Origin of the sequence: Phenylobacterium sp. (assembly GCF_004297125.1) — a bacterium.
Lineage (GTDB): Bacteria > Pseudomonadota > Alphaproteobacteria > Caulobacterales > Caulobacteraceae > Phenylobacterium.
Map to the genome: position 1 here is coordinate 84,208 of NZ_SCVD01000039.1, position 21,278 is coordinate 105,485.

The window sequence follows — 21,278 nt, forward strand, 5'->3', positions numbered from 1 at the left end:
GCCATGCGTTTCCTCGACGAAGCCCGCCGCCGACCTGCCAGCCTCGCCGACCACCTGCCTTGGGCGGCGCTGGTCGCCCCAGGGGTGGTCTTGAACAAGGACGGCTCGTTCCTGACCGCCATGAGCTTCCGGGGGCCCGACCTGGAGTCCTCCACGGAAGACGAGCTGATGGCGGTCCGCGCACGGCTCAACAACGCCCTGAAGCGCCTAGGCACCGGCTGGTGCCTGCACGTCGAGGCCCGCCGCCGCCCGGCCGACCCATACCCCGACAGCGAGCCGCCAGTGGCCGCGGCCTGGCTCCTCGACGCCGAGCGCCGCGCGGTCTTCGAGACCGCCGAGCCGGCGTTCGAGACCGACTTCCGCCTGGGTCTGACCTGGCTGCCGCCGGCCGACGACACGCGGCGCATCGCGCGCGTGATGTTCGACGGCCTGGCCCGGGGCGACCGCGACTGGCGCGCGGCGCTGGAAGCGTTCCAGCGCGAAGCCGACGCCATCCTGGACCTGATCGCCGACACCCTGCCGCAGGCCGAGCGCCTGGCCGACGGCGCGCTCCTCACCTGGCTGCATGCCTGCGCCTCCACCCGAAGCCATCCGATCATGCCGCTGGATACCCCGGCGTTCCTCGACGCGGTGTTGGCCGATGAACCTCTGACCGGAGGCGTCAGTCCGCGACTGGGCGCCCAGTGGCTGAAGGTGGTCTCCGTGCGCACCCTGCCGGCCGCCACGCGGCCGGGCCTGCTGGATGCGCTCTCTTCCCTGCCGTTCGAGTACCGTTGGACCGCCCGCTGGATCGGCTTGGACAAGGCCGACGGCGAGCGGGAGATCACGCGGTTGCGCAAGCGCTGGTTCGCCAAGCGCAAGGGCGTCGGCGTCCTGCTGCGCGAAGCGATCACCAAGGAAGAGGTCCCGCTCCTCGACACCGACGCGGCCGGCAAGACCGAGGAGTGCGATGGCGCGCTGGCGGCGCTCGGCGCCGAGGCCTGCGCCTTCGGCTACCTGACGCTGACGGTCACCATCCTCGACGGCGATCCGGAGCACGCCGCGGCGAAGGCGCGTGCGGTGGAGATGGCGCTGAACGCCCAGGGCCTGGTGGCGCGCACCGAGGACCTCAATGCGGTGGACGCCTGGCTGGGCTCGCTGCCGGGCGAGCCCTATGCCGATGTCCGCCGCCCCCTCGTCAGCACCCTGAACCTGGCCGACCTCCTGCCGGTGTCGGCCGTCTGGGCCGGACTCGTGCGCGACGCCTGCCTGGGCGGCCCGCCGCTGGCGGTGGCGCGGACCACGGGTTCGACGCCGTTCCGGCTGGTCCTGCACGTCGGCGACGTCGGCCACGCCATGGTCGTCGGCCCCACGGGAGCCGGCAAGAGCGCCCTGCTGTCCTTCCTGGCGCTGCAGTGGTTCCGATATCCCGACGCCCGCGTCGTCTTCCTCGACAAGGGCCGTAGCGCGCGGGCCGCCACCCTGGCCTGCGGCGGCGCCTGGCGGGCGCTCGAACCGGGTGCGGAGGTCGCCTTGCAGCCGCTCGCCCGCGTGGACCAGCCGGCGGAGCGCGCCTGGGCGGCAGAGTGGATCGAGGACGCGACGGCCAAGGCCGGCGTGGAGATTACGCCGCGGCTGCGCGAGGAGGTCTGGAGCGCGCTGGGCGTCCTGGCCGATGCGCCCGTTGAACAGCGCTCGATGACCGTGTTCTGCGCGTTGGTGCAGGACCGGGCCGTCGCCGCGGCCCTTGAGCCGCTGACCCTGAAGGGTCCGCACGGCAGCCTGCTGGACGGCGCCGGGACCGCCTTGCACGAGACCCGCTTCGACACCTTCGAACTCGAGACCTTGATGGCGACGCGCTCGGCGCTGGCCCCCGTGCTCGCCGCGCTCTTCCACGAACTCGAACGCGGCTTCGACGGCCGCCCCACGCTGCTTGTGCTCGATGAGGCCTGGCTGTTCCTGGACGACACGGCATTCGCGGCGAAGATCCGTGAGTGGCTGAAGACGCTGCGCAAGAGGCGCGTGGCCGTGGTGTTCGCGACGCAATCCCTGGAGGACGTCGCTGCCTCCTCGATCGCCGCCAGCCTGATCGAGTCCTGTCCGACCCAGGTCTTCCTGCCCAACCCGCGGGCGCTCGAGCCCGCCTCGGCGCCGCTCTATCAGGGCTTCGGCCTGAACCGCCGCCAGCTTGAGCTCATCGCCTTCGCCACGCCCAAGCGCGCCTACTATTGGCGCCAGCCCCAGGGGCGGAGGCTCTTCGACCTGAAGCTCTCCGGCGTCGGGCTCGCCCTCTGCGGCGCGTCCTCGCCCGACGACCAGGCGCTCATCGACCAGGTTCTCGCCCGTGCCGGACCGGAGGGGTTCGTGCGCGCCTTCCTCGCAGCCAAGGGGTTCAACCATGTGGATTCGCTCTTCGATGCGCTCGCCGAGCCGCCGCTCGCCGCGGAATAGCTGGGCGGCGGCGCTCGTCCCGCTCGTCCTGGGACTGGCCGCCTGTTCCGAGCCGAAGCCGGCCCAGGCCCAGCAGGTGGTCTTCGACCCCAAGAACCACCTGGAGAACGCGCTGCAGGCGGCGCGCCAGTTGGAGAGCCTCGCCAACGAGGCGCGCAGCCTGGCCAACGAGGCCCGCCAGCTGGCGAAATCGCCCTACAGCCACCTCACCGAGACCTCCGACACGCTGCGCGACATCGGCGAACTGGCCCGCTCGGTCCGGGGCGTGGCCGGCGACGTCCAGGGCCTGCAGCGGGACTTCGAGAAGATCTACCCTACGGCCGTCGACGGCCTCGACCCGCGCCGCGCCCTCGAGCAATCCACGGCGCGCAACACCCAGGCGCGCGAGACCGCCCAGGACCTGGCGCGCACGGCGGCCGAGCTCGAGCGGCTGAGCCGCGGCCGCAACGGCCGTCTCGCCGGCGCGATGACGGCCAGCCAGGGCGCCGACGGCCAGACCGCGGCGATCCAGTCCTCCACCCAGGTGCTGGCCGTCCTGGCCGAAGACCTGGGCTCGATGCGCACGCTGCTCATGGCGCAGTCGCGCTTGCTGGCGGCGGAGAGCGCACGCCGCGCGGCCGAGCGCGCCGCTGGGGCCGAGGCGCGTCGGCAGTTCTGGGGGCGCCAGGGCGCGGCCCCAGCGAACCCGGACTTTGATCCGCTCCCTCATTCTCGTCGCTGAGGACCGAGCGCATGGCTGCGTCCCCACAGACTGCGAACGACCTGATGGTCGTGTTCTCGAACACGATCTCCGCCGGGTTCGATGCGCTCAACGGGGCCGTCAATGGCGTGTTCGGCCTGATGATCGCGCTCGTGGTTGCGCTGACGGGCATCCAGTGGGCGCTGTCGTCGAACCGCGAAGTGCTAGCTGCCGGCTTCAGCAAGGTGCTGCTCATCGGCGCCTTCGCCTACGTCATCAATGACTGGCAGGGGCTCTCGCAGACGATTTGGGACGGCTTCATCGAGCTTGGCATTACGGCCGGCGGCGGCAGCCTCTCTCGCGCGGACTTCCTGAACCCCGGCGCCATCCTCCAGCAGGGCTGGGAGATCGTGAAGGCGCTGGGCGAGACGCCAGCCCCGATCAACAACCCCCTCGACGTTGCGGGCAATCTGACCGACGCGCTGATCCTGGGCCTGGCGATGATCGGCATCATGCTCGCCTTCGCGGTGCTGGCGCTGCAGATCATCGTCACCCTGCTCGAGTTCAAGATCGTGACCCTCGGCGGCTTCGTGCTGCTGCCGTTCGGGATCTGGTCGAAGTCGTCCTTCCTCGCCGAACGGCCGCTGGGCTTCGTGGTCTCCTCGGGCCTCAAGGTCCTGGCGCTGGCCATCGTGGTGTCCGGCGCGCGGTCGGTGTTCGATCAGCTGCAGCCCTCCGCCAATCCGGACCTCTACGAGGCGCTGGCGATCCTGGCGGCCTCCCTGCTGCTGGCGATGCTGGCGCTGTTCATCCCGAACCTCGCCTCGGCGCTCGTCACCGGCGGGCCGGCGCTTGCCGCCGGCTCGGCCGCGGCCGGCGCCCTGGCGGTCGGCGGCGCTGCCGCAGCGGCGGTCGCGGGCGTCACGGGGCTCGGCGCCGCGGCGGCGCGTATCACAGGTCCCAGCCGCGCGGCGGCCGGGGCGAGCCAGGGCCGGCCACCCAACGCCCCGGGATCCGGCCCGCCCCGGCCGTCCAACGACAACCCGCCGCGTGGGCCGGGTCCGGGCTTCGGCGGGGGCGGGACGCCTGCGGGCATGGGTGAGAGCGCCGCGCGGTGGACGCCGCCGGGCTCCGGTTCGCCCCCATCCGATGCACCGCGGGACGAGGGCGTGCCGCCCGCGCCATCGGCGGCCACCGCCGGTGAGGGCGAAGCCGCCCGCCGGGATTTTCATCGGGCGCTGGAGGCCGAGCGCCGCCCCGCCGCCCGTCCGGCACGGTCCGGCCGGGCCGCGGCGCTGCAGGCCTTCTTCGTCGCCAACGCGGGCCGCGCCCTGCTGCCCGGCAACGAAACGTCGGGCGCGCTCGCCCCGCAGCTGAAGGACGAGGAGCCTTAGTCCCCATGCATCCCTTCTTTCGTCCGAAACGCGCCCTGTCGGCGACCCCGGAAGCCACGCCCTACCAGCGCGCGGGCCAAGTGTGGGACGACCGCATGGGCCTCAGCCTGGCGCATGCGCGCAACTGGCGGCGCATGGCGTTCGCGAACCTCGCGATCGCGGGCTTCCTCGGCGCCGGCTGGTGGATGCAGGCGCAGCAGGCGGTGGTGAAGCCGTTCGTTGTGGAGGTGAGCCAGTGGGGCCAGACCCAGCGGATCACCGCGCTCGACGGGCGCTACGAGCCGACGGAGGCCCAGATCGGCCATGCGCTCGCCGGCTGGGTCCGCGACGTGCGGGCCAAGTCGATTGACCCGGTGGTGATCCGCCAGAACTGGCTGGCCGCCTACGACCTTGTGACCCCGAAAACGGCGGGCTTCCTGAACGCCTGGGCCCAGGCCCACGACCCCTTCGCCGAGGTGGGCCGCGAGGCGGTCAACGTCGAGATCCTGAATGTCGTGCGCCGCAGCGGCCGCACCTACGACCTGCAATGGCGCGAGACCCGGTTCGTCAACGGCCAGCAGGCCGGCCAGACCCGCTGGCGCGCGCTGATCACGCTGAAGCTGCAGCCTCCGAAGACCGAAGCCGAGCTGCTCAAGAACCCCCTCGGCATCCGCATAGAGGACGTATCATGGACGCCCGACGCCTCCTGATCCCGGCCGCCGCCGGCCTGTCCCTGGCCGCCTGCTCCACCCTGCCGCACCTCGGCCTGCGGCCCTTGGCGCCCGGGTCCGTGGACGCCGCGACGACGGCCGAGGCGCGTCCCGAGCCGGCGCCGAGCCTGCCGGCGACGCCGACGTCGCTGCACGTCGAGGCCCGTGCGTTCGCGACCATGGCCCCGATCCCGAACCCGCAGCGGCGCGCCCCGACGCGTACCGCAACGAGGGCGCGGGCCATCCCTCCGCCCGAACCTGACGGCTCCGGCCGCGCCGCGATCGCCGCCGCCAACGCCTCGGCGCTGGCGACCTCGCGGTCGCGGGCCTTCCTCGGGGGCGTCCAGGTCTTCGTCTACGATCCCGGCCGGGTCTACGAGGTGTGGACCGCGCCGCTCCGAGTCACGACGCTCACCCTCTCGCCGGGGGAGACCATCATCTCCAAGGCCGCCGGGGACACGGTCCGATGGCAGATCGGGGAGACGCAGTCGGGGGATGGGCCCGGCCAGCGAGCCCACGTGATGATCAAGCCGCTGCAGCGGGGCCTTGCGACGAACCTGGTCCTCGCCACCAGCCATCGCGTCTATCTCCTGGAGCTCCGGAGCGGCGCGCCCGAGACCCTCAACACCGCCATCACCTGGGACGTGGGCGCGGTGCTCGACACAGGCGCGCCCACCGCGTCGAGCCCGCCGCCGGGCTTGGTGGCGCCGCAGGGGCCGCTCGACGCCCGCTTCCGGATCGCCGCGAAGGGGCGGCGGCCCGCCTGGACCCCGACGGCGGTGATGACCGACGGCGTCCGCACCTTCCTAACCTTTCCCGCCACGGTCACCGCCGCGGAAGCCCCGGCGCTGTTCGCGGTCGGGCCGGACGGTCAGGCGCAGCTCGTCAACTACCGGCAGCAGGGCGGGCTCTGGGTCGTCGACCGGGTGCTCCAGGCCGCCGAGCTGCGGGTCGGCGGGCGGCGCGCACAGGTGGTCCGCATCGAACGCATGGGAGCGCCCTCATGACCGCCACGTCCCCGTCCGACGCCGCCGGCCCCGCCCCGAAGACGCCGATGCCGCCGCTGGAGACCCGTGCGCCCCGGCCGCCGGTGGTGCGGCTGCGGAAGGGGGTGGTCGCCGGCGCCGTCCTGGCGGCCTCCGGCCTTGTGGCGGGCTCGCTCGCCTGGGCCTTCGTGGTCCAGCCGGAGCTCCGCGCCCGGGCGCACGAGGCGCGCCTGGAGGGCCGCCCCAGCGAGGTGCGCGGCGCCGTCCGCCCCAGCGACCGCGTCACCGACGCACCCGCCACCTACGCCGATCTCGACCGCCTGCCGGAGCCCCGCCGGCTGGGAGGGCGGCCCGAAACCGCAGGTCCGAAGCCGACACCTGTCGCCCGCGCCCCGGCGCCCCGCCAACGCCCGGCCGCGAACGGCCTCGCGGAGGACGCGCGCAGCTCGGCGCTCTTCTTCGGCGGCGGTGCGCGCGCCGCCGCGCCGGCGTCCGAGCCCGGCGGCGGCAACGCGTCGCGCGGCGACTACGGCGCCGTCTACAACACCCATGCGCTGCTCCCGCCGCTCAGCCCCTACGAGGTCAAGGCGGGCGCCGTCGTCCCCGCGGCCCTGCTGACCGCGGTGGACACCTCGCGCGCCGGGCCGGTCACGGCCAGCGTGACGGAGAGCGTTTTCGACACGGTCTCGGGACGGCATCTGCTCATCCCGCAGGGCGCGCGGCTGGTTGGCCGCCACGAGGGCGAGAGCCGGCACGGCGACGCTCGCGCCTTCATCGTCTGGGATCGGCTCATCCTGCCCAACGGCAAGAGCCTGGTGCTGCCCAAGGAGCCCGGCGTCGACGCCCAGGGGGCGATCGGCGCCAAGGGCGAGGTCGATCGGCGACTGTTTCCGCTCGCGGTCGCGACCCTGTTCGCCGGCGCGATCACCACCCTAGGCCAGGTGGCCCGCGACCAGGACGATCGATCCGGCGGGTTGCTGGGCGATGCGGGCGACGCCGCCTCGATCGAGGCGGCCCAGGTGGGCGGCAGGCTCCTGGACCGGGAGCTGCAGGTGCGTCCGGTCGTGCGCCTGCGCCCCGGCGCCCGGGTCCGGGTCTTCATCACCCGCGACCTCGTTCTGGAACCCTACCAGCCATGACCCGCCGCTGGACCCGCGCCCTCTTCGCGGCCGCCATCGTTGCGTGCGTGCTGGTTGCGCTTCCGCGGGCCCGGCCCGCGCCGTGGCTCGTCAACGAAACGCCGAGCCTGCCGGAGGGCGTCTACCTACGAACGGCCGCCGTTCCGGCGCCGGGTGCGATCGTGGCCGTGGCGCCTCCCGCGTCGGCCCGGCTCTACCTCGCCGGTCTCGGCGCCCCCGCCGGGGCGCGCCTGCTGAAGCGCGTCGCCGCGGGGCCGGGCGAGGTGGTCTGCCGCGAAGGCCAGCGCCTGAGCTGGTCGCGCGGCGAAGTGGCCGCCCTGTCCCGGGATCGTCGCGGGTCTGCGCTGCCCGGCTGGCGCGGGTGTCGCCGCCTCGGGCGGGACGAGTTCGTGGTGCTGGGGGACACCCCAACCAGTTTCGACAGCCGCTACTTCGGCCCCATCCGCCGAGCGGCGATCGAGGGCGTCTACGTGGAGGTATGGCGATGGTGAGGTCCTGGTGTTTCGGCGGCCTGCTGGCGATGCTCGTCGGCGCCCCGGCCCTGGCGGAACCCGACTGGGGCCGTGCGGGCGGCGCGATCTTCGTCGGCGCGGCGCCGGCAGCGCCCGCGCCCGAGACCGCGGAGGCGTCGCAGCTCCCCCCCAGCCGGCAGCCCTACGATGCGGCCGTGAGCGAGGCGGCGGTCCGGCATCGGATCGACCCAAAGCTGCTCCACGCCCTGGTGACCGTCGAGAGCGCCTACCGGCCGCAGGCCGTCTCGACGGCCGGCGCCGGCGGCCTCACCCAGCTCATGCCGGGGACGGCCACGGCGCTGGGCGTCTCCGATCGGTTCGATGTCGACGCGAACCTCTCTGGAGGGGCGGATTATCTCGCGCGGCAGCTCCTGCGGTTCGGCGACCTGCGGCTGGCGCTCGCCGCCTACAACGCCGGCCCCGAACGCGTGGCGAGGCTGGGTCGGATCCCGAAGATATCCGAGACCCAGGCCTATGTTGCCCATGTGGTCGAGTGCTACCTGGCCCTGTCGGCTGGCCGGACCGTGCGCAGCGTCGGCGATTGCCGCGGTTCGGCCCGATGACCGGCGGCGAAGACCTGGCCGCGCCAGGCGGCGAACAGGATGCGGATCTCCTGACCCGCAAGGAGGCGTCCGCCTACCTGGCCCGCTTCAACATCGCCCTGAAGCCCGCGACCCTGGCGCGCATATGGTCGGTCGGCGGGGACGGCCCGCCCTGTCAGCACATCCGGCGCAAACCCTTTTACCCGCGGGGTGACCTGCGGGCCTGGGCAGAGGGCCAACGGACGGGTCTGCGGCGCTCGCGCGCCTCGGCATCGACAGTATCAGGGCAGCGGTGAGGTGAGCCATGCCGAACTGGAAGGACTTCGTCGATCCGGACGCTCCCAGCGGCCGCTACTTGCGCTGGAAGGAGGTCGAGCGTAGCGCCGGGATCAGCCGCACAACGGCGTGGCGCCTGCAGCGCGCCGGTGACTTTCCACGACCCTATGTGATTTCGCCCGGCCGGGTTGGCTACCTCGAGGCTGAGGTCGACGCCTGGCGCATCTCACGGGGACGCCGGGGTATGGAATATGCGACCATCGCGCGGCAGACGCCGGCAACGATCACGCCGCCGCGCGCGTCGGCGGTCGACGAGCCGGCGCCAGGGCTCCTGCCGGAGCGGAGTTGTTCGGTCTCAGCCCCCCGTCCAGGTTCGCGAGCCCGCGCCCGGCGAACGCGAGTGGCAGCCCGGCAGGTACAAATGCAGCTCGATCTGTAGCGCGCGGCCATCAAGTCCGACCCATTGCAGCCATTCTCGAGCGCCTGCGTTTCCCCGTGTGTCGCGTAGCCGACGCTTGGGGGGATCATGGGCGAGGTCTCGCACCTGAGGGTGCTTGTGGTCCACGATGAGGTTCTCGTCGCCGACTTGGTTCGCGACGCGCTGGAAGACGCCGGCTTCACTGTGACCCTGGCCGCAACGGGGGCAGAGGCTCTCACCGAACTCGCTGAGGGCGAGGGCGCGATTGTGGGCCTGGTCACGGACATCAACCTCGGATCTGGGCCCTCTGGATGGGTCGTCGCGACAGCCGCTCGCGAGCGCGACGCGGCGGTGGCGATCGTCTATGTGACCGGGGACAGCGCCCACGAGTGGAGCGCGCACGGCGTGCCCAACAGCATCGTCGTCACGAAGCCCTTCGCGCCATCGCAGATCGTGGTCGCGCTCTCCTCACTGCTCAACCGTGCCGGTAGCGATGGCTGAGGCAGCCTGCATATGCTCGACCTCTCGAATGACTCTCGATCCCTCAACCGGCCCGGATGGACGCGAGTGGTTGGGACTTGTCTCGTCGGCAGCCGGCCGTCCAAGGGCCTGCGATACTGCGTGGACATCATCGTCCGCTTCCCTACGGTGCGGTTGACAAACTCGGCACAGGAGGACGGCTAGCGCGGCATGCCCGAGACGTTTGACGAGGCGCTCGCATACTTCCTGGACCTGCGAGTACAGGTGCGGCACAGCCGCGAGGCGCGCGCGATTGTCGATCGGTGTCTTGCCATCGTCGCTCGCGCCCATGGGGCCGACCTTGACGAGTTGCGCGCGCTGCGTGGAGAGATCGACCTACTCGCGGAGGAACTGGCGCTACGCTTCGGCGCGCCAAAGACGGCCGTTCTGCAGTAAGCGAATGCGCTTGTCCTCAGCGCGGCGAGACAGGCCCGTGGAAATCCTTATCAGCGTCAGGCAGAAGCAGGCTTCGACACACTAAGGCCGGGCTCCTTCGTGCTCGTGCCCGCACCCACCGCCACACCGTCTCATCCAGCGTTCGCTGCCGGTGTGGCAACCTACGCCGTGAATTCCGGTGTTCTGGCGCAGCGGCTTCGTCGTAACGGTCAGAGCGTTTCAGCAAGGCGTACCGGACGCTACGCCGAGTCCAGGGTCTGGATCATCGCATCGGGGCGGGTGCATCGCCCAGCTTACCGAGGCCCTGGGGCTGCCGGCTTGGCATGCCTCGCGGCCTCTGAGGCCGCCAGAAAAGGCCGCGACGGCGGCCACGGCGAAGATGATCGCCTCGTCGTGGTGTATTGTGCGATGACGGATGGAGCGCAGTCCCGCGCCCCATCCGTAGGGACTAGCGGCGCTCGTAGTAGGTCGGGGCGTAGGGGCGGTGGCCGTAGCCTTTGTCGCTGTAGCCGGGGCTGGTTCCACGCCAGTCGTCGTCCTGCACGTCGTGACCGTCCTCGTGCGCCTCGTGCATCACCTGATGCAGGCGTTCCAGGCGAGCCTGGATGTCACGGCCTTCCCGCGGGCTCAGCCAGCCGTCGTACGCGCGGTAGTAGGCCTCGCGCCTGCGGATGTCCTGCAGCTGCATCACGAAGTAGCGGGCTTCTTGTCGGGTATAGGAGCCATCGCCGAGGCCGTGCTGGATGCCCTGCCAGTCGTGCCGGTAAAGGTCCTCGAAGGTCTGGTAGCCGCCGAAGTATTGGCTGTAGCGGCCGCGATCATGAACGTCGTCGTCGTCATCGTTGGCGAGGGCGGGGCTGGCGACGGCGCCGATCGCGGCTGCCGCCAACAGGACGCCAATGAGCTTTTTCATCTGTCGATCCCTTGCTGAGCGCCCAAGGGGCGCATCAGCAGTAGACCGCGCCGGCCATTGCCTTCGTCTGACCGCGCCTGACAGGCTCGGTTCATGTGGCGCGATTCGCATTAGGGGGCGGCCGCGGCCGCGCGCGACGACCAGTGGACGTGGACGATCTTCCAGCCGCGCCCGTCGCGGCGCAGCAGCATGGTTTCGGTCGTCACCCGGTTCACGTCACGGTCCTTGTAGCGGCCCTGTGTCCGACCCTCCGAGGCGACCCAGGCGAACGCGTCGCTGATGCCTCCGGTGCGGCGCACGAGCTTGGCGGGGATGGCCTGGGCGAAGGCGGCGTCGCCGGCCAGGTGGGCCGAAGCGTACTCGGCCTTAGACCGCTCGGTCCCACCGGCTTCGAAGATCAGCACGTCGTCGGCGAGCTGCGCCAGGGCGGTGACGTTGTCGCCGCGGCTGAGCGCCGAATGGAAGGCGTCCACCACCCGGGCGGCTTCCGGCGGCGCCTGGGCCGCCGGCCGTGCGCCGGCTTGCGGGTGATCGCCGGGGTGCGCCGACACTGAGCCCGCGGCAACGATGAGCAGGGCGGACAACAGGACGCCGTTCAGATGGCGGGACATGGGGAGCCTCCAGGGTCAGCGCCCGGGCCGCAGGGTTGGGTCGAGGGTCTGCGAGAGGGTCTTGCGGGCGCGGTAGATGCGGGTCTCGACCGTCTTGACGGTAACGCCGAGGATCTCCGCGGCCTGCTGCTGCGAGTGGCCCTCCAGGGCGGTCAGCAGCAGGGCTTCCTTCAGGGGCGCCGGCAGGCGCGCAATGCCGCGCTCCAGCATCGCCAGCCGCTCGCGTTCCACCAGCGCGGCTTCGGCGTCCGGCGACGGGTCCGGCTGTTCGTGGGCGCCGCTGTCGTCGAGCGGGCGGTCGCCGAAGACCAGCCAGCGGAACGCCAGGCGGCGTCCGCGGTCGCGGGCCTTGTTGATGGCGATGGTCCGCAGCCAGGCGTCGAAGGGCCGAGCCGGATTGTAGCGGTCGAGCGCGAACCAGGCGGCGATGAAGGCCTCGTGGGCGGCTTCGCGGGCTTCCTCCGGGTCGCCGAGGTAGCGGCGCAGAAGGCCATAGAGGCGGTCCTTGTGGCGACCGACCAGAAGGGCATAGGCGCGCTCGTCGCCCCGACCGGCCCGCTGCGCCAGGTCGCCGTCGGTCGGGTCGTCGGACGGGGTCACGAGGTCTCGTCAGTGAGCGCCTTCACCACGGTGTCGTCGAAACGGGCGGCCTGGTCCGGCGTGAGCACCTGGCGCATCGCCAGGACATGCAGGATGGTCTCCTTCTGCAACTCACCCATCGCACGGTGGAAGCGATCCACGGCCTGCTGCACCGCCGGTGAGTAGGCATGTTCGATTTCGATGGCGCGGGCGAGGTCGGCGTTGGCGGCGCGCATCTCCGACTCCAGCCCCTGCCGCCGCACCGCGAAGTCCCGCTCAAGGCCGGCGATCCGACGTTCCTGGTCCGCGGTGAGGTTGAGTTTCTTGTGCACGACCTCATGCAGCGGGGGCTCGTCGTGCATCTGGGCGACGATGTAGCGCGCCCCGCCCCACGCCCCGGCGAAGGCGGCCAGCACGGACAGCGCCAGCGTGATCAGAAGGCCGCGCGCAAAGCTCATCCGCGACCCTCGAGCAAGGTCGAGGGCGCGAGGTGCGCGCCCGTGGAGAAGGTGTCGAAACGGTGCGGCTCGGTGAGCGTGGTCGCCGCGGCGATCCCGCCGGCCGCGACCCCCACGGCCATCGCCAGGCCGACCGAGGCCGCGCGGAACGGGATCAGCGCCCGGGACGCGCTCATCTCCTCCCGGCGCCGGGCCAGGCTTACGAGTACGCGGTCCTCAAGCCCGTCGAGTCGGACATCCGACGTCTGCTGCGCGAGACGTGCGAGCATATGATCCAGATCGTTCGCCATCGGTCGTCCTCGCCCCAGCCTCAAGGGATATACGCCCGGCGCGCGGCGATCCCGCAAGAGTCCGCGGTCGGGACGAGGACTGCGGATCAGCCGCCGTGTTGGCGCAGCCAGTCGCGGAGCTCAGCGATGCCGCGGGTATTCTCATCGATCGTCTTCTGCGCGAGCTGTTTGGCCTGGGCGTCTCCGCCGTGTTCGAGTTCGACGCGCGCCATGGCGATGGCGCCTTCGTGGTGGGCGATCATCTTCTTCGCGAAGGTCGCGTCGACGGTCGCGCCCTTTGCGGCCATCATCGCCTTGTCCATGTTCTGCATGGACATCATGAAGGCCTTGTCGGCCATCGCCCTATGGGGCCCGGCTCCCTTCGCGTCGTGCGCCATCTTGCTGTGATCCATCGGCGGCTGCGCCCCGGCGGCGCCCGCGCCGAGGGTAAGGGCCGCCGCGGCGGCCAGGATTGGCGACATCTTCATCTGATCTATCCTCGCTTTTGACTTGGGTTCACCAGCCTTCTCTCTGCGGGTGAGCGCCGCGTTCTAAAGTCCAGGGCGCACGATGAGTTGCGACGCTGTGAAAACAACGCCCGGAGAGTTCCAAACATTGGAAGGTTGCTTGGCAGGACGCTTACGGGTCGCCGCGATAGATCCGGTTGAGGGATCGAACTGGAGTGGCGCGTATCCCCACTGCGCGGCGCTTGACCTTCCTACGGTGGGAAGGTCCATCAGGAGGGCGGCGCAGGCGACCGCGGTGCAATGGCGAGGGAGGGCTCGGATGAACATCGGTCAGGCGGCCCGCGCCTCGGGCGTCAGCGCGAAGATGATCCGCTACTACGAGCAGATCGGCCTCGTGCGTCCGGCCGAGCGCACCGACAGCAACTATCGCAGCTTCGACGAGAAGAACGTCAACGAGCTGCGGTTCATCAAGCGCGCCCGCAACCTCGGCTTCTCCGTCGAGGAGATCACCAATCTCCTGTCGCTCTGGCGCGACCGCGCCCGGCCCAGCCGGGAGGTGAAGGCCATCGCCGAAGACCATGTGGCGGAACTGGAGGGCCGCATCGCGGAGATGCAGGCCATGGCCGATACCCTGCGCCACCTCTCGGGCTGTTGCGCGGGCGACGACCGTCCCGACTGCCCAATCCTCATGGACCTCGCCGCGGGCGATCCGCGGCCGGCCGGGACCGGCCGCCGGACCGCGAAGGGCCGCTTCGGCGGCTGACCCTCCGCGGGTTGCCGCTATCGGAGCGAGAGCAGTTGGTCGCCCGCTGCGTTCAACGTGAAGGTGACCGACTTGCCGGTCTTCGCGGCCTGTAACGCCTCGGGCGTGGCCTTGAACGTCATGGTCATGGCCGGCCATTTGAGCGCCGCGATCGGACCATGGTGCAGCGTGACCGTGCCGGCCTTGGCGTTCACGCCCTTCACCGTGCCCGTACCCTGAACCACACCCGCGGCGGGCTTGGCGGAAGTGGCGCCGTGACCCTCATGCTGGGCGGCTGCGGGCGCGGCGATAGCGAGGGCGCCGGCGAGGATGAGGGCAAACTTCATGGGAAACTCCTTGGGGGCAGGGTCTGCCGCCACTGCGGCGGACGTCGAAGGGAATACGCCCCGCCGACGCTGAACCCTCATCTTCCACGCCATCCCCTTGACCTTCCCACGATGGCAAGCCCCATCTCAGGCGCCGAAGACAGCCATGGAGGTGCGAATGCTTCGGTTGAAAGTTGACGGCATGAGTTGCGGCCACTGCGTGGGCGCGGTGACCCAGGCCGTTCAGACAGTGGATCCCCAGGCGGAGGTGAAGGTCGACCTGGCCGCCGGCACGGTGGACGCGCGGACCAACGCCGACCCGGCGGCGATCTCCGGCGCCATCACGGCGGCCGGGTATGCCGCCCGCATCGCGGACTGAAGGACAGGCGGAGCGGCGCTCCGCCCGAACCTTGCTGTTACGCGCGCGGCCTCGGCTCAGGCGTGGCTGGCAAACGGCCGGGTGCGGCCTGAGCGGTCGAGCAGCAGCAGCGTCTTGAACGGTTCGCGGTGGCCTCCGGGTTGCTCCATCCCCGGCGAGCCGATCGGCATCCCGGGGACCACCAGGCCGAGCCCCTTCGGACGCTCGCGCAGCAGCCGCACGACGTCGGCCGGCGGGACGTGGCCCTCGACCACATAGCCGTCGATGACGCCGGTGTGACACGAGGAGAGCACAAACGGGACGCCGTGCTTGGCGCGGATCGGGGCGAGGTCTTCCAGTTCCACCACCTTGGGCTGGAAGCCAGCTCGGGTCATGTGCGTGACCCAGCCGCCACAGCAGCCGCACCACGGTGTCTTGTAGACCGTGAGCTCGCGGACTTCGGCCTGGGCGCAAGCGCCGGTGGTGGCCAGGAGCCCGACGGCGCCCCCGAAGAGGGCGCGACGGTTCAGGGGTAGGATCGGCATCGGAAACTCCAGTTTAAGGTGGCGCGGCGCTGGCCGCCCGGGTTCGAGGACCTTCGGTCGCGCAATTGCGAGCGGAGGGCGGGTCGCACGCGTCATGGGCGTACGCCTGCTCGGGCGGAAACGGCGGCCTCCCGCGATCCGAAGCGGCGGCGCCGCAGCAGGAGGTAGCCGGCCGGGATCACCAGCATCGAGAGCAGGGGCGCCGTAAGCATCCCCCCGATCATCGGAGCGGCGATGCGGCCCATCACCTCGGATCCGGCGCCGTGCCCGACCAGGATGGGCGCAAGGCCGGCCAGGATCACCGCCACGGTCATGGCCTTGGGCCGCACCCGCAGAAGAGCCCCTTCGCGCATCGCCGCGGTCAGCTCCTCCGGGCTGGGGTTCGGCCCCCGGTCGGCCAGCGCCTGCTTCAGGTAGATCAGCATCACCACTCCGAACTCGGCGGCGACCCCGGCCAGGGCGATGAAGCCGACGCCTGTCGCGACGGACTGGTGGTAGCCCAGCAGGTAGAGCGCCCAGATGCCGCCGGTCAGGGCGAACGGCAGCGTCGCCATGATCAAGGCCGCCTCGTCCCAACGGCGGAAGGTCGCATAAAGCAGCAGGAAGATGATGCCCAGCGTCGCCGGGACCACCAGCTTCAGCCGCGCGGCGGCGCGCTGCAGATATTCGAACTGGCCCGAGTAGGCGATGGACACGCCCGGGGGAAGTTTCACATCCCGCGCCACGACCCGCCGCAGATCGGTGACCACCGAGCTGAGGTCGCGGCCGCGGACATCGACATAGACCCAGGTGGACGGCCGCGCGTTCTCGGTCTTCAGCATGGGCGGTCCGTCGACGATCCTGAGGTTGGCTACCGTCCCCAGCGTGATCTGCTGGCCCGTGGGTGTCAGGACGGGAAGCTGGCGCAGGCCTTCCAGGCTGTCGCGCAGTTCCCGCGGGTAGCGCACGTTGATCGGATAGCGCGCGACGCCTTCGACCGTCTCGCCGATGGTCTCGCCCCCGACGGCGCCGGAGACAATCTCCTGCACGTCCAGGACGTTCAGGCCGAACCGCGCGGCGGCGGCGCGATCGATGTCCACATCCACATAACGCCCGCCGGTCAGCCGCTCTGCGAGCGCTGACGACACGCCCGGCGTCGCCTTCGCTGCCGCCTCCACCTGGGCCGCGACCCGGTCGAGCTGGGCGAGATCGGCCCCCGAGACCTTTACCCCGATGGGGCTCTTGATGCCGGTGGCCAGCATGTCGATGCGGTTGCGGATCGGCGGGACCCAGACATTGGCCAGGCCCGGGACCTTGACCACCCGGTCCAGCTCCTCGGTCAGTTTCTCCGGCGTCATGCCGGGCCGCCACTGGTGGCGCGGTTTCAGCTGGATGGTGGTCTCGAACATCTCGAGCTGCGCGGGATCGGTGGCGGTCTCCGCCCGTCCGGCCTTGCCGAACACCGACTTCACCTCGGGCACGGTCATGATCAGCCGGTCGGTCTGCTGCAGCAGTTCTGAGGCCTTGGCCGCCGAAATCCCCGGCAGGGCGGAGGGCATGTAGAGCAGGTCGCCTTCGTCCATCGGCGGGATGAACTCCCCGCCCAGCCGGCTGAGAGGCCAGGCCGTGGTGGCGAAGATCAATAGGGCCACGACGAGGACTGTCCGCGGCTTTTCCAGCACCCAATCGATCGCCGGCCGGTAGGCGCGCGTGAGCCAGCGGTTCACCGGGTTGGCGTCCTCGGCGGGGATGCGGCCCCGGATCAGGAAGCCCATCAGGACGGGGACCAGGGTCACCGACAGGATTGCGGCGCCCGCCATGGCGTAGCTCTTGGTGAAGGCCAGCGGCGAGAAGAGGCGGCCTTCCTGTGCCTGCAGCGCGAACACCGGCACGAATGACAGGGTGATGATCACCAGGCTGAGGAACAAGGCCGGGCCGACCTCGGCCGCGGCGTCGGTGATCACCCGCCAGCGGGTCTCGCCGGTCAGCTCCTGACCCGGATGCTCGCGGTCCCAGCGTTCCAGCCGCTTGTGGGCGTTCTCGATCATCACCACGGCGGCATCGACCATCGCCCCGATGGCGATGGCGATGCCCCCCAGCGATATGATGTTGGCGTCCACCCCCTGCAGCCGCATCACCAGCAGGGCAAAGAGCACCCCGAGCGGCAGGGTGAGGATGGCCACCAGCGCGGAACGGGCGTGCCAGAGGAACAGCGCACAGACGAGGCCCACGACGATGAACTCCTCCACCAGTTTCTGGCGCAGGTTGGCGATCGCGCGGTCGATCAGCTGGGCGCGGTCGTAGGTGGTCACGATCTCGACGCCAGGCGGCAGACTGCGCTTCAGCTCCGCGATCTTCTCCTTCACCTCACCGAGCGTCGCCCGCGCGTTCTTCCCCGAACGCAGGATCACGACCCCGCCGACGACCTCGCCCTGGCCGTTCAGTTCTGCAATGCCGCGCCGCATCTCCGGGCCAAGCTGGATCGTCGCGACGTCGCCCAGCCTGACGGGAACGCCGCCGGCGGCGGTCCGCAGCGGAATGATGCGGAAGTCGTCGAGGGTCTTCAGGTAGCCCGAGGCGCGGACGATGTACTCGGCCTCGCCCATCTCCAGCACCGAGCCACCGGCTTCGGCATTGGCCCGGCGGATCGCCGCCACGACCTGCTGGTGGGTGACCCCGTAGGCGGCGAGCTTCACCGGGTCGAGCACCACCTGGTATTGCTTGACCATGCCGCCGATGGTGGCGACCTCGGCCACGCCCGGCACGGTCTTCAGCTCGTAGCGTAGGAACCAGTCCTGCAGCGCGCGCAGTTGCGAGAGGTCGTGGCGGCCGCTGCGATCGACGAGGGCGTACTCGTAGATCCAGCCAACGCCCGTGGCGTCCGGGCCGAGCGCCGGCCGGGTTCCGGCCGGCAGCCGACTCTGCGCCTGGCTGAGGTATTCCAGCACCCGTGAGCGGGCCCAGTAGAGGTCGGTGCCGTCCTCGAACAGGACGTAGACGAAGCTGTCGCCGAAAAACGAGTAGCCGCGCACGGTCTTCGCGCCCGGCACGGAGAGCATGGTGGTGGTCAGCGGATAGGTGACCTGGTTCTCGACGATCTGCGGGGCCTGGCCGGGCCAGGTCGTGCGGATCACCACCTGCACGTCCGACAGGTCGGGGATGGCGTCGACGGGCGTCGACCGCAGCGCGAGCCCGCCAGCGACCAAGAGCGCGAGGGCGGCGAGCAGGACGAGCCAGCGGCCCCGCACCGAGGCGCGGATGAGGGCGGCGATCATCGGGCGGCCGCCGGACGGATGCGGCGGACCAGGGGGCCGCCCGGCGTCTGCTCGAACGCGAAACGCACCTGCTGGCCGGACGACAGCCCGCGCGCGAGCGCCGGGTCGGCGAGGCGGAACGTCATGGTCATCGCTGGCCACTGGATTGCGGGGACCGGCTCGTGGGACAGGGTGATGGCTCCGTCAGCGATCTGCTCGATCCGCCCGACGCTCTCGTAGAGCGTTGGCGCGGCCGCGACCGGGCCACGGGGCGCCAGGGGCCGCGCCGGGACCCCGGAGAGGCTGGCTTCGCTGTCGAGCAGGAACTGGCCGGAGGCGACCACCGTCTCACCGTCCGAAAGGCCGGCGAGCACCTCGGTCCAACCGCCGGCCTCGCGCCCCGGGCGGATCTCGGCGGGCTCGTAGCGGCCGCCGGACAGCGCCAGCATGACGAGGGTGCGCCGGCCGGTGCGGATCACCGCCTCCGAGGGCACGAGCAGCGCCGGCTGCGGCCGGCCGCCGAACTGGACCTTGGCGAACATCCCGGGCCGCAGGCGCCCGCCGGGATTCGGCAACTCGACGCGAACCGTCAGCGTCCGGCTCTCGGCCTGAGCCTCCGGCAGGACCGCGCTCACCCGTCCGCTGAAGGTCTCCCCCGGGTAGGCGGCGAGCGTCGCGGAGACCGCCTCCCCCGACCCGACCTGGCCGGCGAGGGCCTCCGGCACGGCGGCGTTCAACCAGACACGCGACAGCCCATTGATCTCCGCCAGCGTCTGCCCGGCGGCGACCGTCATGCCGTTCCGCACAGCCAGCGTCTTGATCACCCCCGCAGAGGGCGTGGTCACGGTGACGACGTTGCGGACCTGACCGCTGCGCGCGACGGACTCGATCAGCGCCGCCGACATGCCGAGCAACTGCAGGCGCTGGCGAGCGGCCTGGGTCAGCGCCGGGTCGCCCGTGCGGCGCACAGCGAGGAACTCGCCCTGGGCGCCCGCCCATTCGGGGACCAGCAGGTCGGCGAGCGGTGCTCCGGCCCGCACCATATCGCCGGGTGCGCGGCCGTGGACCCGCTGCACGAAGCCCGCGGCCCGGGCCTGGACGACCGCAAAGTCGCGTTCGTTGAAGTCGATGACGCCGGTGGCGGTGATGTCGCTCGGCAGCGTCCCGCGCGTCACCGTCGCGGTGCGCAGGCCGAGGGCCTGGACCCTGGCGGGATCGATCTGCAGGCCGCCGCCGGTCGGCGCCGTGTCGGCGTACTTGGGCTGCAGCTGCATGTCCATGAACGGCGACTTGCCCGGCTTGTCGAAGTGCTGCGCCGGAACCATCGGGTCGTACCAGTAGAGCACCTTGCGGTCGGCCTGCGCGGTCGACGCGCGCCCGCCCGCCGGGTCGTCCGTCACGCGGCCGAGGCCGAAGCCCAGGGCGACGGCCGCGGCGAGGCCGACAGCCGACAGGATCAGGGTCTGGCGGCGGGTCATTGGTCGCTCCCGTAGGTCAGGACGAGGCTCGCGCCGTCGCGGGCGGCCATCGCCTCGCGCGCGAGCGCTTCGAGTTTGGCGTCGGCGAGATCGGTCAGCGCCATGCGCACCTCATCGAAGCCCGCGCGGCCGGCGGCATAGCTCGCGAGCTCGAGATGCGCGCGCTGCTCGGCGGTGGGCACGAGCACCTCGACGGACCGGCGCCATTGGTCGTGGTGCATCCGGTGATCGGCCAGGCCCCCGTCGAGCTCCGCCAGCAGATCTCGCCGGCGCGCTTCGCGCTCGATCCGTGCGCGGTTGCGGTCGGCCAGGCGGGCGGCGACTAGCGGCTCTTGCCGTGTCGCCCTGAAAATCGGCAGGCTCATAGTGACGCCGGCCGAAACCATGTCTCCGAACATCGGGTCGCGACGGCCGTAGGAGACTTCGACCCCCCAGTCGGGACGCCTGGCGGCGCGGGCGCCGTCGACGTCGGCCGCGGCTCTTCGCTCCGTCGCCTCGGCGGTCAGCAGGCTCGGGTGACGCTCAAGGGCCGCGTGCAGGGCCCCGGGGTCGATCTCATAATGCGGCGCCTCGCCCGAGGTCGTCGGCGCCGGATCGTCGGTCCACCGGACGAGCTCGGCGCGCGCCTTCTGGGCGGCCGCGACCAGTTCGCTCCGCCGGTCGGCGAAGAGGGCCTGCAGCCGCTTGGGTTCGAGGCCTGCGGCTGGCCGCGAGGCGCCGGAGGCGATGCTGGGCGGCTGGGCGGCCCAGAGATCCTTCAAGCCGCCAACGAGTTGATCCAAAGTCCCGAGGCGACGCTCGGCGTAGGCGAGGTCGATCCACGCAAGCGCGGTGGCGACACGCACACGGCGTTGCGTCTCGGCGCCTTCGGCCTGAGCGACAGCGATCGTCGCGGTGGCTCCCGCCACCTCGGCGCGGCGCCGCGCCGCGTTGGGCACGTCCTGCATGACGCCGATGCGGGACATGGTCATGTCGTCCGCGTCGAAGCGTCCCGATGGCGGGCCGGAGATCGGGAAGTTGTCGATCCCGACACTGAGCCTGGGGTCGGGCAAGCGGCCTGCGGCCCGGCTCGCGGCGCGGGCAGCGTCGACCTTGACCGCACTGGCCTGCAGGCTGGGCGCGGACCGAGCGGCGAGATCGAGGGCGGCGGCATAGGTCAGCGGCTCGGCGTGCGACGCCGCGGCGGCCGCCCAGGCCGAAAGGCTGAGGAGAAGGCGCGCACGGGCGCGCCGGGAGCAGGGCATGATGATGTTCCTGAGTGCGGCCGCCGCGCGGGCGCGCGACAGCAATGGCCGGGCGCGCATGGCGGCCCGGCAGCG

General features: G+C 71.4%; 24 protein-coding genes. 13 read left to right on the forward strand and 11 right to left on the reverse strand.

Annotated features, from left to right (window positions below):
* Positions 1 to 3: 3 nt before the first annotated feature.
* From trbE to EPO51_RS25190, 11 genes are all read left to right on the forward strand, one after another.
* Complete coding sequence (trbE, locus tag EPO51_RS25140; RefSeq protein ID WP_293356438.1) at positions 4 to 2,430, forward strand: conjugal transfer protein TrbE; 2,427 nt, start codon at positions 4 to 6, stop codon at positions 2,428 to 2,430.
* Positions 2,396 to 3,151 carry a TrbJ/VirB5 family protein gene (locus EPO51_RS25145; RefSeq protein WP_293356441.1) on the forward strand — a complete coding sequence of 252 codons (756 nt, stop codon included), beginning with the start codon at positions 2,396 to 2,398 and terminating at the stop codon, positions 3,149 to 3,151. The genes trbE and EPO51_RS25145 overlap by 35 nt, the downstream gene beginning before the upstream one ends.
* Before the next feature lie 11 nt (positions 3,152 to 3,162).
* Complete coding sequence (trbL, locus tag EPO51_RS25150) at positions 3,163 to 4,503, forward strand: P-type conjugative transfer protein TrbL (RefSeq protein ID WP_293356444.1); 1,341 nt, start codon at positions 3,163 to 3,165, stop codon at positions 4,501 to 4,503.
* 5 nt (positions 4,504 to 4,508) lie between these two features.
* On the forward strand, positions 4,509 to 5,192 hold the full coding sequence (gene trbF / locus EPO51_RS25155) for a conjugal transfer protein TrbF (RefSeq protein WP_293356447.1): 684 nt from the start codon (positions 4,509 to 4,511) through the stop codon (positions 5,190 to 5,192).
* Positions 5,171 to 6,199 carry a TrbG/VirB9 family P-type conjugative transfer protein gene (locus tag EPO51_RS25160; protein WP_293356450.1) on the forward strand — a complete coding sequence of 343 codons (1,029 nt, stop codon included), beginning with the start codon at positions 5,171 to 5,173 and terminating at the stop codon, positions 6,197 to 6,199. The genes trbF and EPO51_RS25160 overlap by 22 nt, the downstream gene beginning before the upstream one ends.
* Entirely contained in the window at positions 6,196 to 7,317 is a 1,122-nt protein-coding gene (locus EPO51_RS25165; protein WP_293356453.1) for a TraB/TrbI/VirB10 family type IV secretion system protein, read from the forward strand. The genes EPO51_RS25160 and EPO51_RS25165 overlap by 4 nt, the downstream gene beginning before the upstream one ends.
* Positions 7,314 to 7,808, forward strand: coding sequence for a S26 family signal peptidase (locus EPO51_RS25170; protein WP_293356456.1), 495 nt, complete (start codon positions 7,314 to 7,316; stop codon positions 7,806 to 7,808). The genes EPO51_RS25165 and EPO51_RS25170 overlap by 4 nt, the downstream gene beginning before the upstream one ends.
* Positions 7,796 to 8,392, forward strand: coding sequence for a lytic transglycosylase domain-containing protein (locus EPO51_RS25175; protein ID WP_293356459.1), 597 nt, complete (start codon positions 7,796 to 7,798; stop codon positions 8,390 to 8,392). The genes EPO51_RS25170 and EPO51_RS25175 overlap by 13 nt, the downstream gene beginning before the upstream one ends.
* A 283-nt stretch (positions 8,393 to 8,675) precedes the next feature.
* Positions 8,676 to 9,086: a helix-turn-helix transcriptional regulator gene (locus tag EPO51_RS25180; protein WP_293356462.1), complete on the forward strand. Its 411-nt coding sequence runs from the start codon at positions 8,676 to 8,678 to the stop codon at positions 9,084 to 9,086.
* 87 nt (positions 9,087 to 9,173) lie between these two features.
* A complete protein-coding gene (locus tag EPO51_RS25185; protein ID WP_293356465.1) occupies positions 9,174 to 9,566 on the forward strand; it encodes a response regulator in 393 nt (130 codons plus the stop codon).
* Positions 9,567 to 9,755: 189 nt separating this feature from the next.
* Positions 9,756 to 9,980: a hypothetical protein gene (locus tag EPO51_RS25190; protein ID WP_293356468.1), complete on the forward strand. Its 225-nt coding sequence runs from the start codon at positions 9,756 to 9,758 to the stop codon at positions 9,978 to 9,980.
* Positions 9,981 to 10,428: 448 nt separating this feature from the next.
* Here EPO51_RS25190 and EPO51_RS25195 read toward each other — a convergent pair whose 3' ends face one another.
* The 6 genes from EPO51_RS25195 to EPO51_RS25220 all read right to left on the reverse strand — a co-directional run bounded on the left by EPO51_RS25195 (position 10,429) and on the right by EPO51_RS25220 (position 13,298).
* Entirely contained in the window at positions 10,429 to 10,893 is a 465-nt protein-coding gene (locus tag EPO51_RS25195) for a hypothetical protein (protein WP_293356471.1), read from the reverse strand.
* A gap of 110 nt (positions 10,894 to 11,003) precedes the next feature.
* Complete coding sequence (locus EPO51_RS25200) at positions 11,004 to 11,504, reverse strand: nuclear transport factor 2 family protein (protein WP_293356474.1); 501 nt, start codon at positions 11,502 to 11,504, stop codon at positions 11,004 to 11,006.
* 15 nt (positions 11,505 to 11,519) lie between these two features.
* Positions 11,520 to 12,104: an RNA polymerase sigma factor gene (locus EPO51_RS25205; RefSeq protein ID WP_293356477.1), complete on the reverse strand. Its 585-nt coding sequence runs from the start codon at positions 12,102 to 12,104 to the stop codon at positions 11,520 to 11,522.
* Positions 12,101 to 12,541 (reverse strand): Spy/CpxP family protein refolding chaperone, encoded by a 441-nt coding sequence (locus EPO51_RS25210; protein ID WP_293356480.1) that lies wholly within the window; start codon positions 12,539 to 12,541, stop codon positions 12,101 to 12,103. The genes EPO51_RS25205 and EPO51_RS25210 overlap by 4 nt, the downstream gene beginning before the upstream one ends.
* Positions 12,538 to 12,717 (reverse strand): hypothetical protein, encoded by a 180-nt coding sequence (locus EPO51_RS25215; RefSeq protein ID WP_293356482.1) that lies wholly within the window; start codon positions 12,715 to 12,717, stop codon positions 12,538 to 12,540. The genes EPO51_RS25210 and EPO51_RS25215 overlap by 4 nt, the downstream gene beginning before the upstream one ends.
* A gap of 200 nt (positions 12,718 to 12,917) precedes the next feature.
* The gene (locus EPO51_RS25220; RefSeq protein WP_293356484.1) at positions 12,918 to 13,298 is read right to left on the reverse strand and encodes a DUF305 domain-containing protein; all 381 of its coding nucleotides are present in this window, start codon (positions 13,296 to 13,298) and stop codon (positions 12,918 to 12,920) included.
* A gap of 298 nt (positions 13,299 to 13,596) precedes the next feature.
* Here EPO51_RS25220 and cueR point away from each other — a divergent pair, with 298 nt between their 5' ends.
* Complete coding sequence (cueR, locus tag EPO51_RS25225) at positions 13,597 to 14,040, forward strand: Cu(I)-responsive transcriptional regulator (protein ID WP_293356486.1); 444 nt, start codon at positions 13,597 to 13,599, stop codon at positions 14,038 to 14,040.
* Positions 14,041 to 14,057: 17 nt separating this feature from the next.
* On the opposite strand, the gene EPO51_RS25230 is transcribed toward cueR, so the two are convergent.
* Entirely contained in the window at positions 14,058 to 14,366 is a 309-nt protein-coding gene (locus EPO51_RS25230; protein WP_293356489.1) for a copper-binding protein, read from the reverse strand.
* Positions 14,367 to 14,523: 157 nt separating this feature from the next.
* Between EPO51_RS25230 and EPO51_RS25235 the strand changes: the two genes are divergently transcribed.
* Positions 14,524 to 14,724, forward strand: coding sequence for a heavy-metal-associated domain-containing protein (locus EPO51_RS25235; RefSeq protein WP_293356492.1), 201 nt, complete (start codon positions 14,524 to 14,526; stop codon positions 14,722 to 14,724).
* 56 nt (positions 14,725 to 14,780) lie between these two features.
* Here EPO51_RS25235 and EPO51_RS25240 read toward each other — a convergent pair whose 3' ends face one another.
* The 4 genes from EPO51_RS25240 to EPO51_RS25255 form a co-directional block, all read right to left on the reverse strand.
* Complete coding sequence (locus EPO51_RS25240) at positions 14,781 to 15,248, reverse strand: DUF411 domain-containing protein (protein WP_293356495.1); 468 nt, start codon at positions 15,246 to 15,248, stop codon at positions 14,781 to 14,783.
* A 92-nt stretch (positions 15,249 to 15,340) separates the two neighbouring features.
* Positions 15,341 to 18,502 (reverse strand): efflux RND transporter permease subunit, encoded by a 3,162-nt coding sequence (locus tag EPO51_RS25245; protein ID WP_293356498.1) that lies wholly within the window; start codon positions 18,500 to 18,502, stop codon positions 15,341 to 15,343.
* Positions 18,499 to 19,959, reverse strand: a complete 1,461-nt coding sequence (locus EPO51_RS25250) for an efflux RND transporter periplasmic adaptor subunit (protein WP_293356501.1) — start codon at positions 19,957 to 19,959, stop codon at positions 18,499 to 18,501. The genes EPO51_RS25245 and EPO51_RS25250 overlap by 4 nt, the downstream gene beginning before the upstream one ends.
* Positions 19,956 to 21,203 carry a TolC family protein gene (locus tag EPO51_RS25255; RefSeq protein ID WP_293356504.1) on the reverse strand — a complete coding sequence of 416 codons (1,248 nt, stop codon included), beginning with the start codon at positions 21,201 to 21,203 and terminating at the stop codon, positions 19,956 to 19,958. Before EPO51_RS25255 ends, EPO51_RS25250 begins: the two co-directional genes overlap by 4 nt.
* Positions 21,204 to 21,278 lie beyond the last annotated feature (75 nt).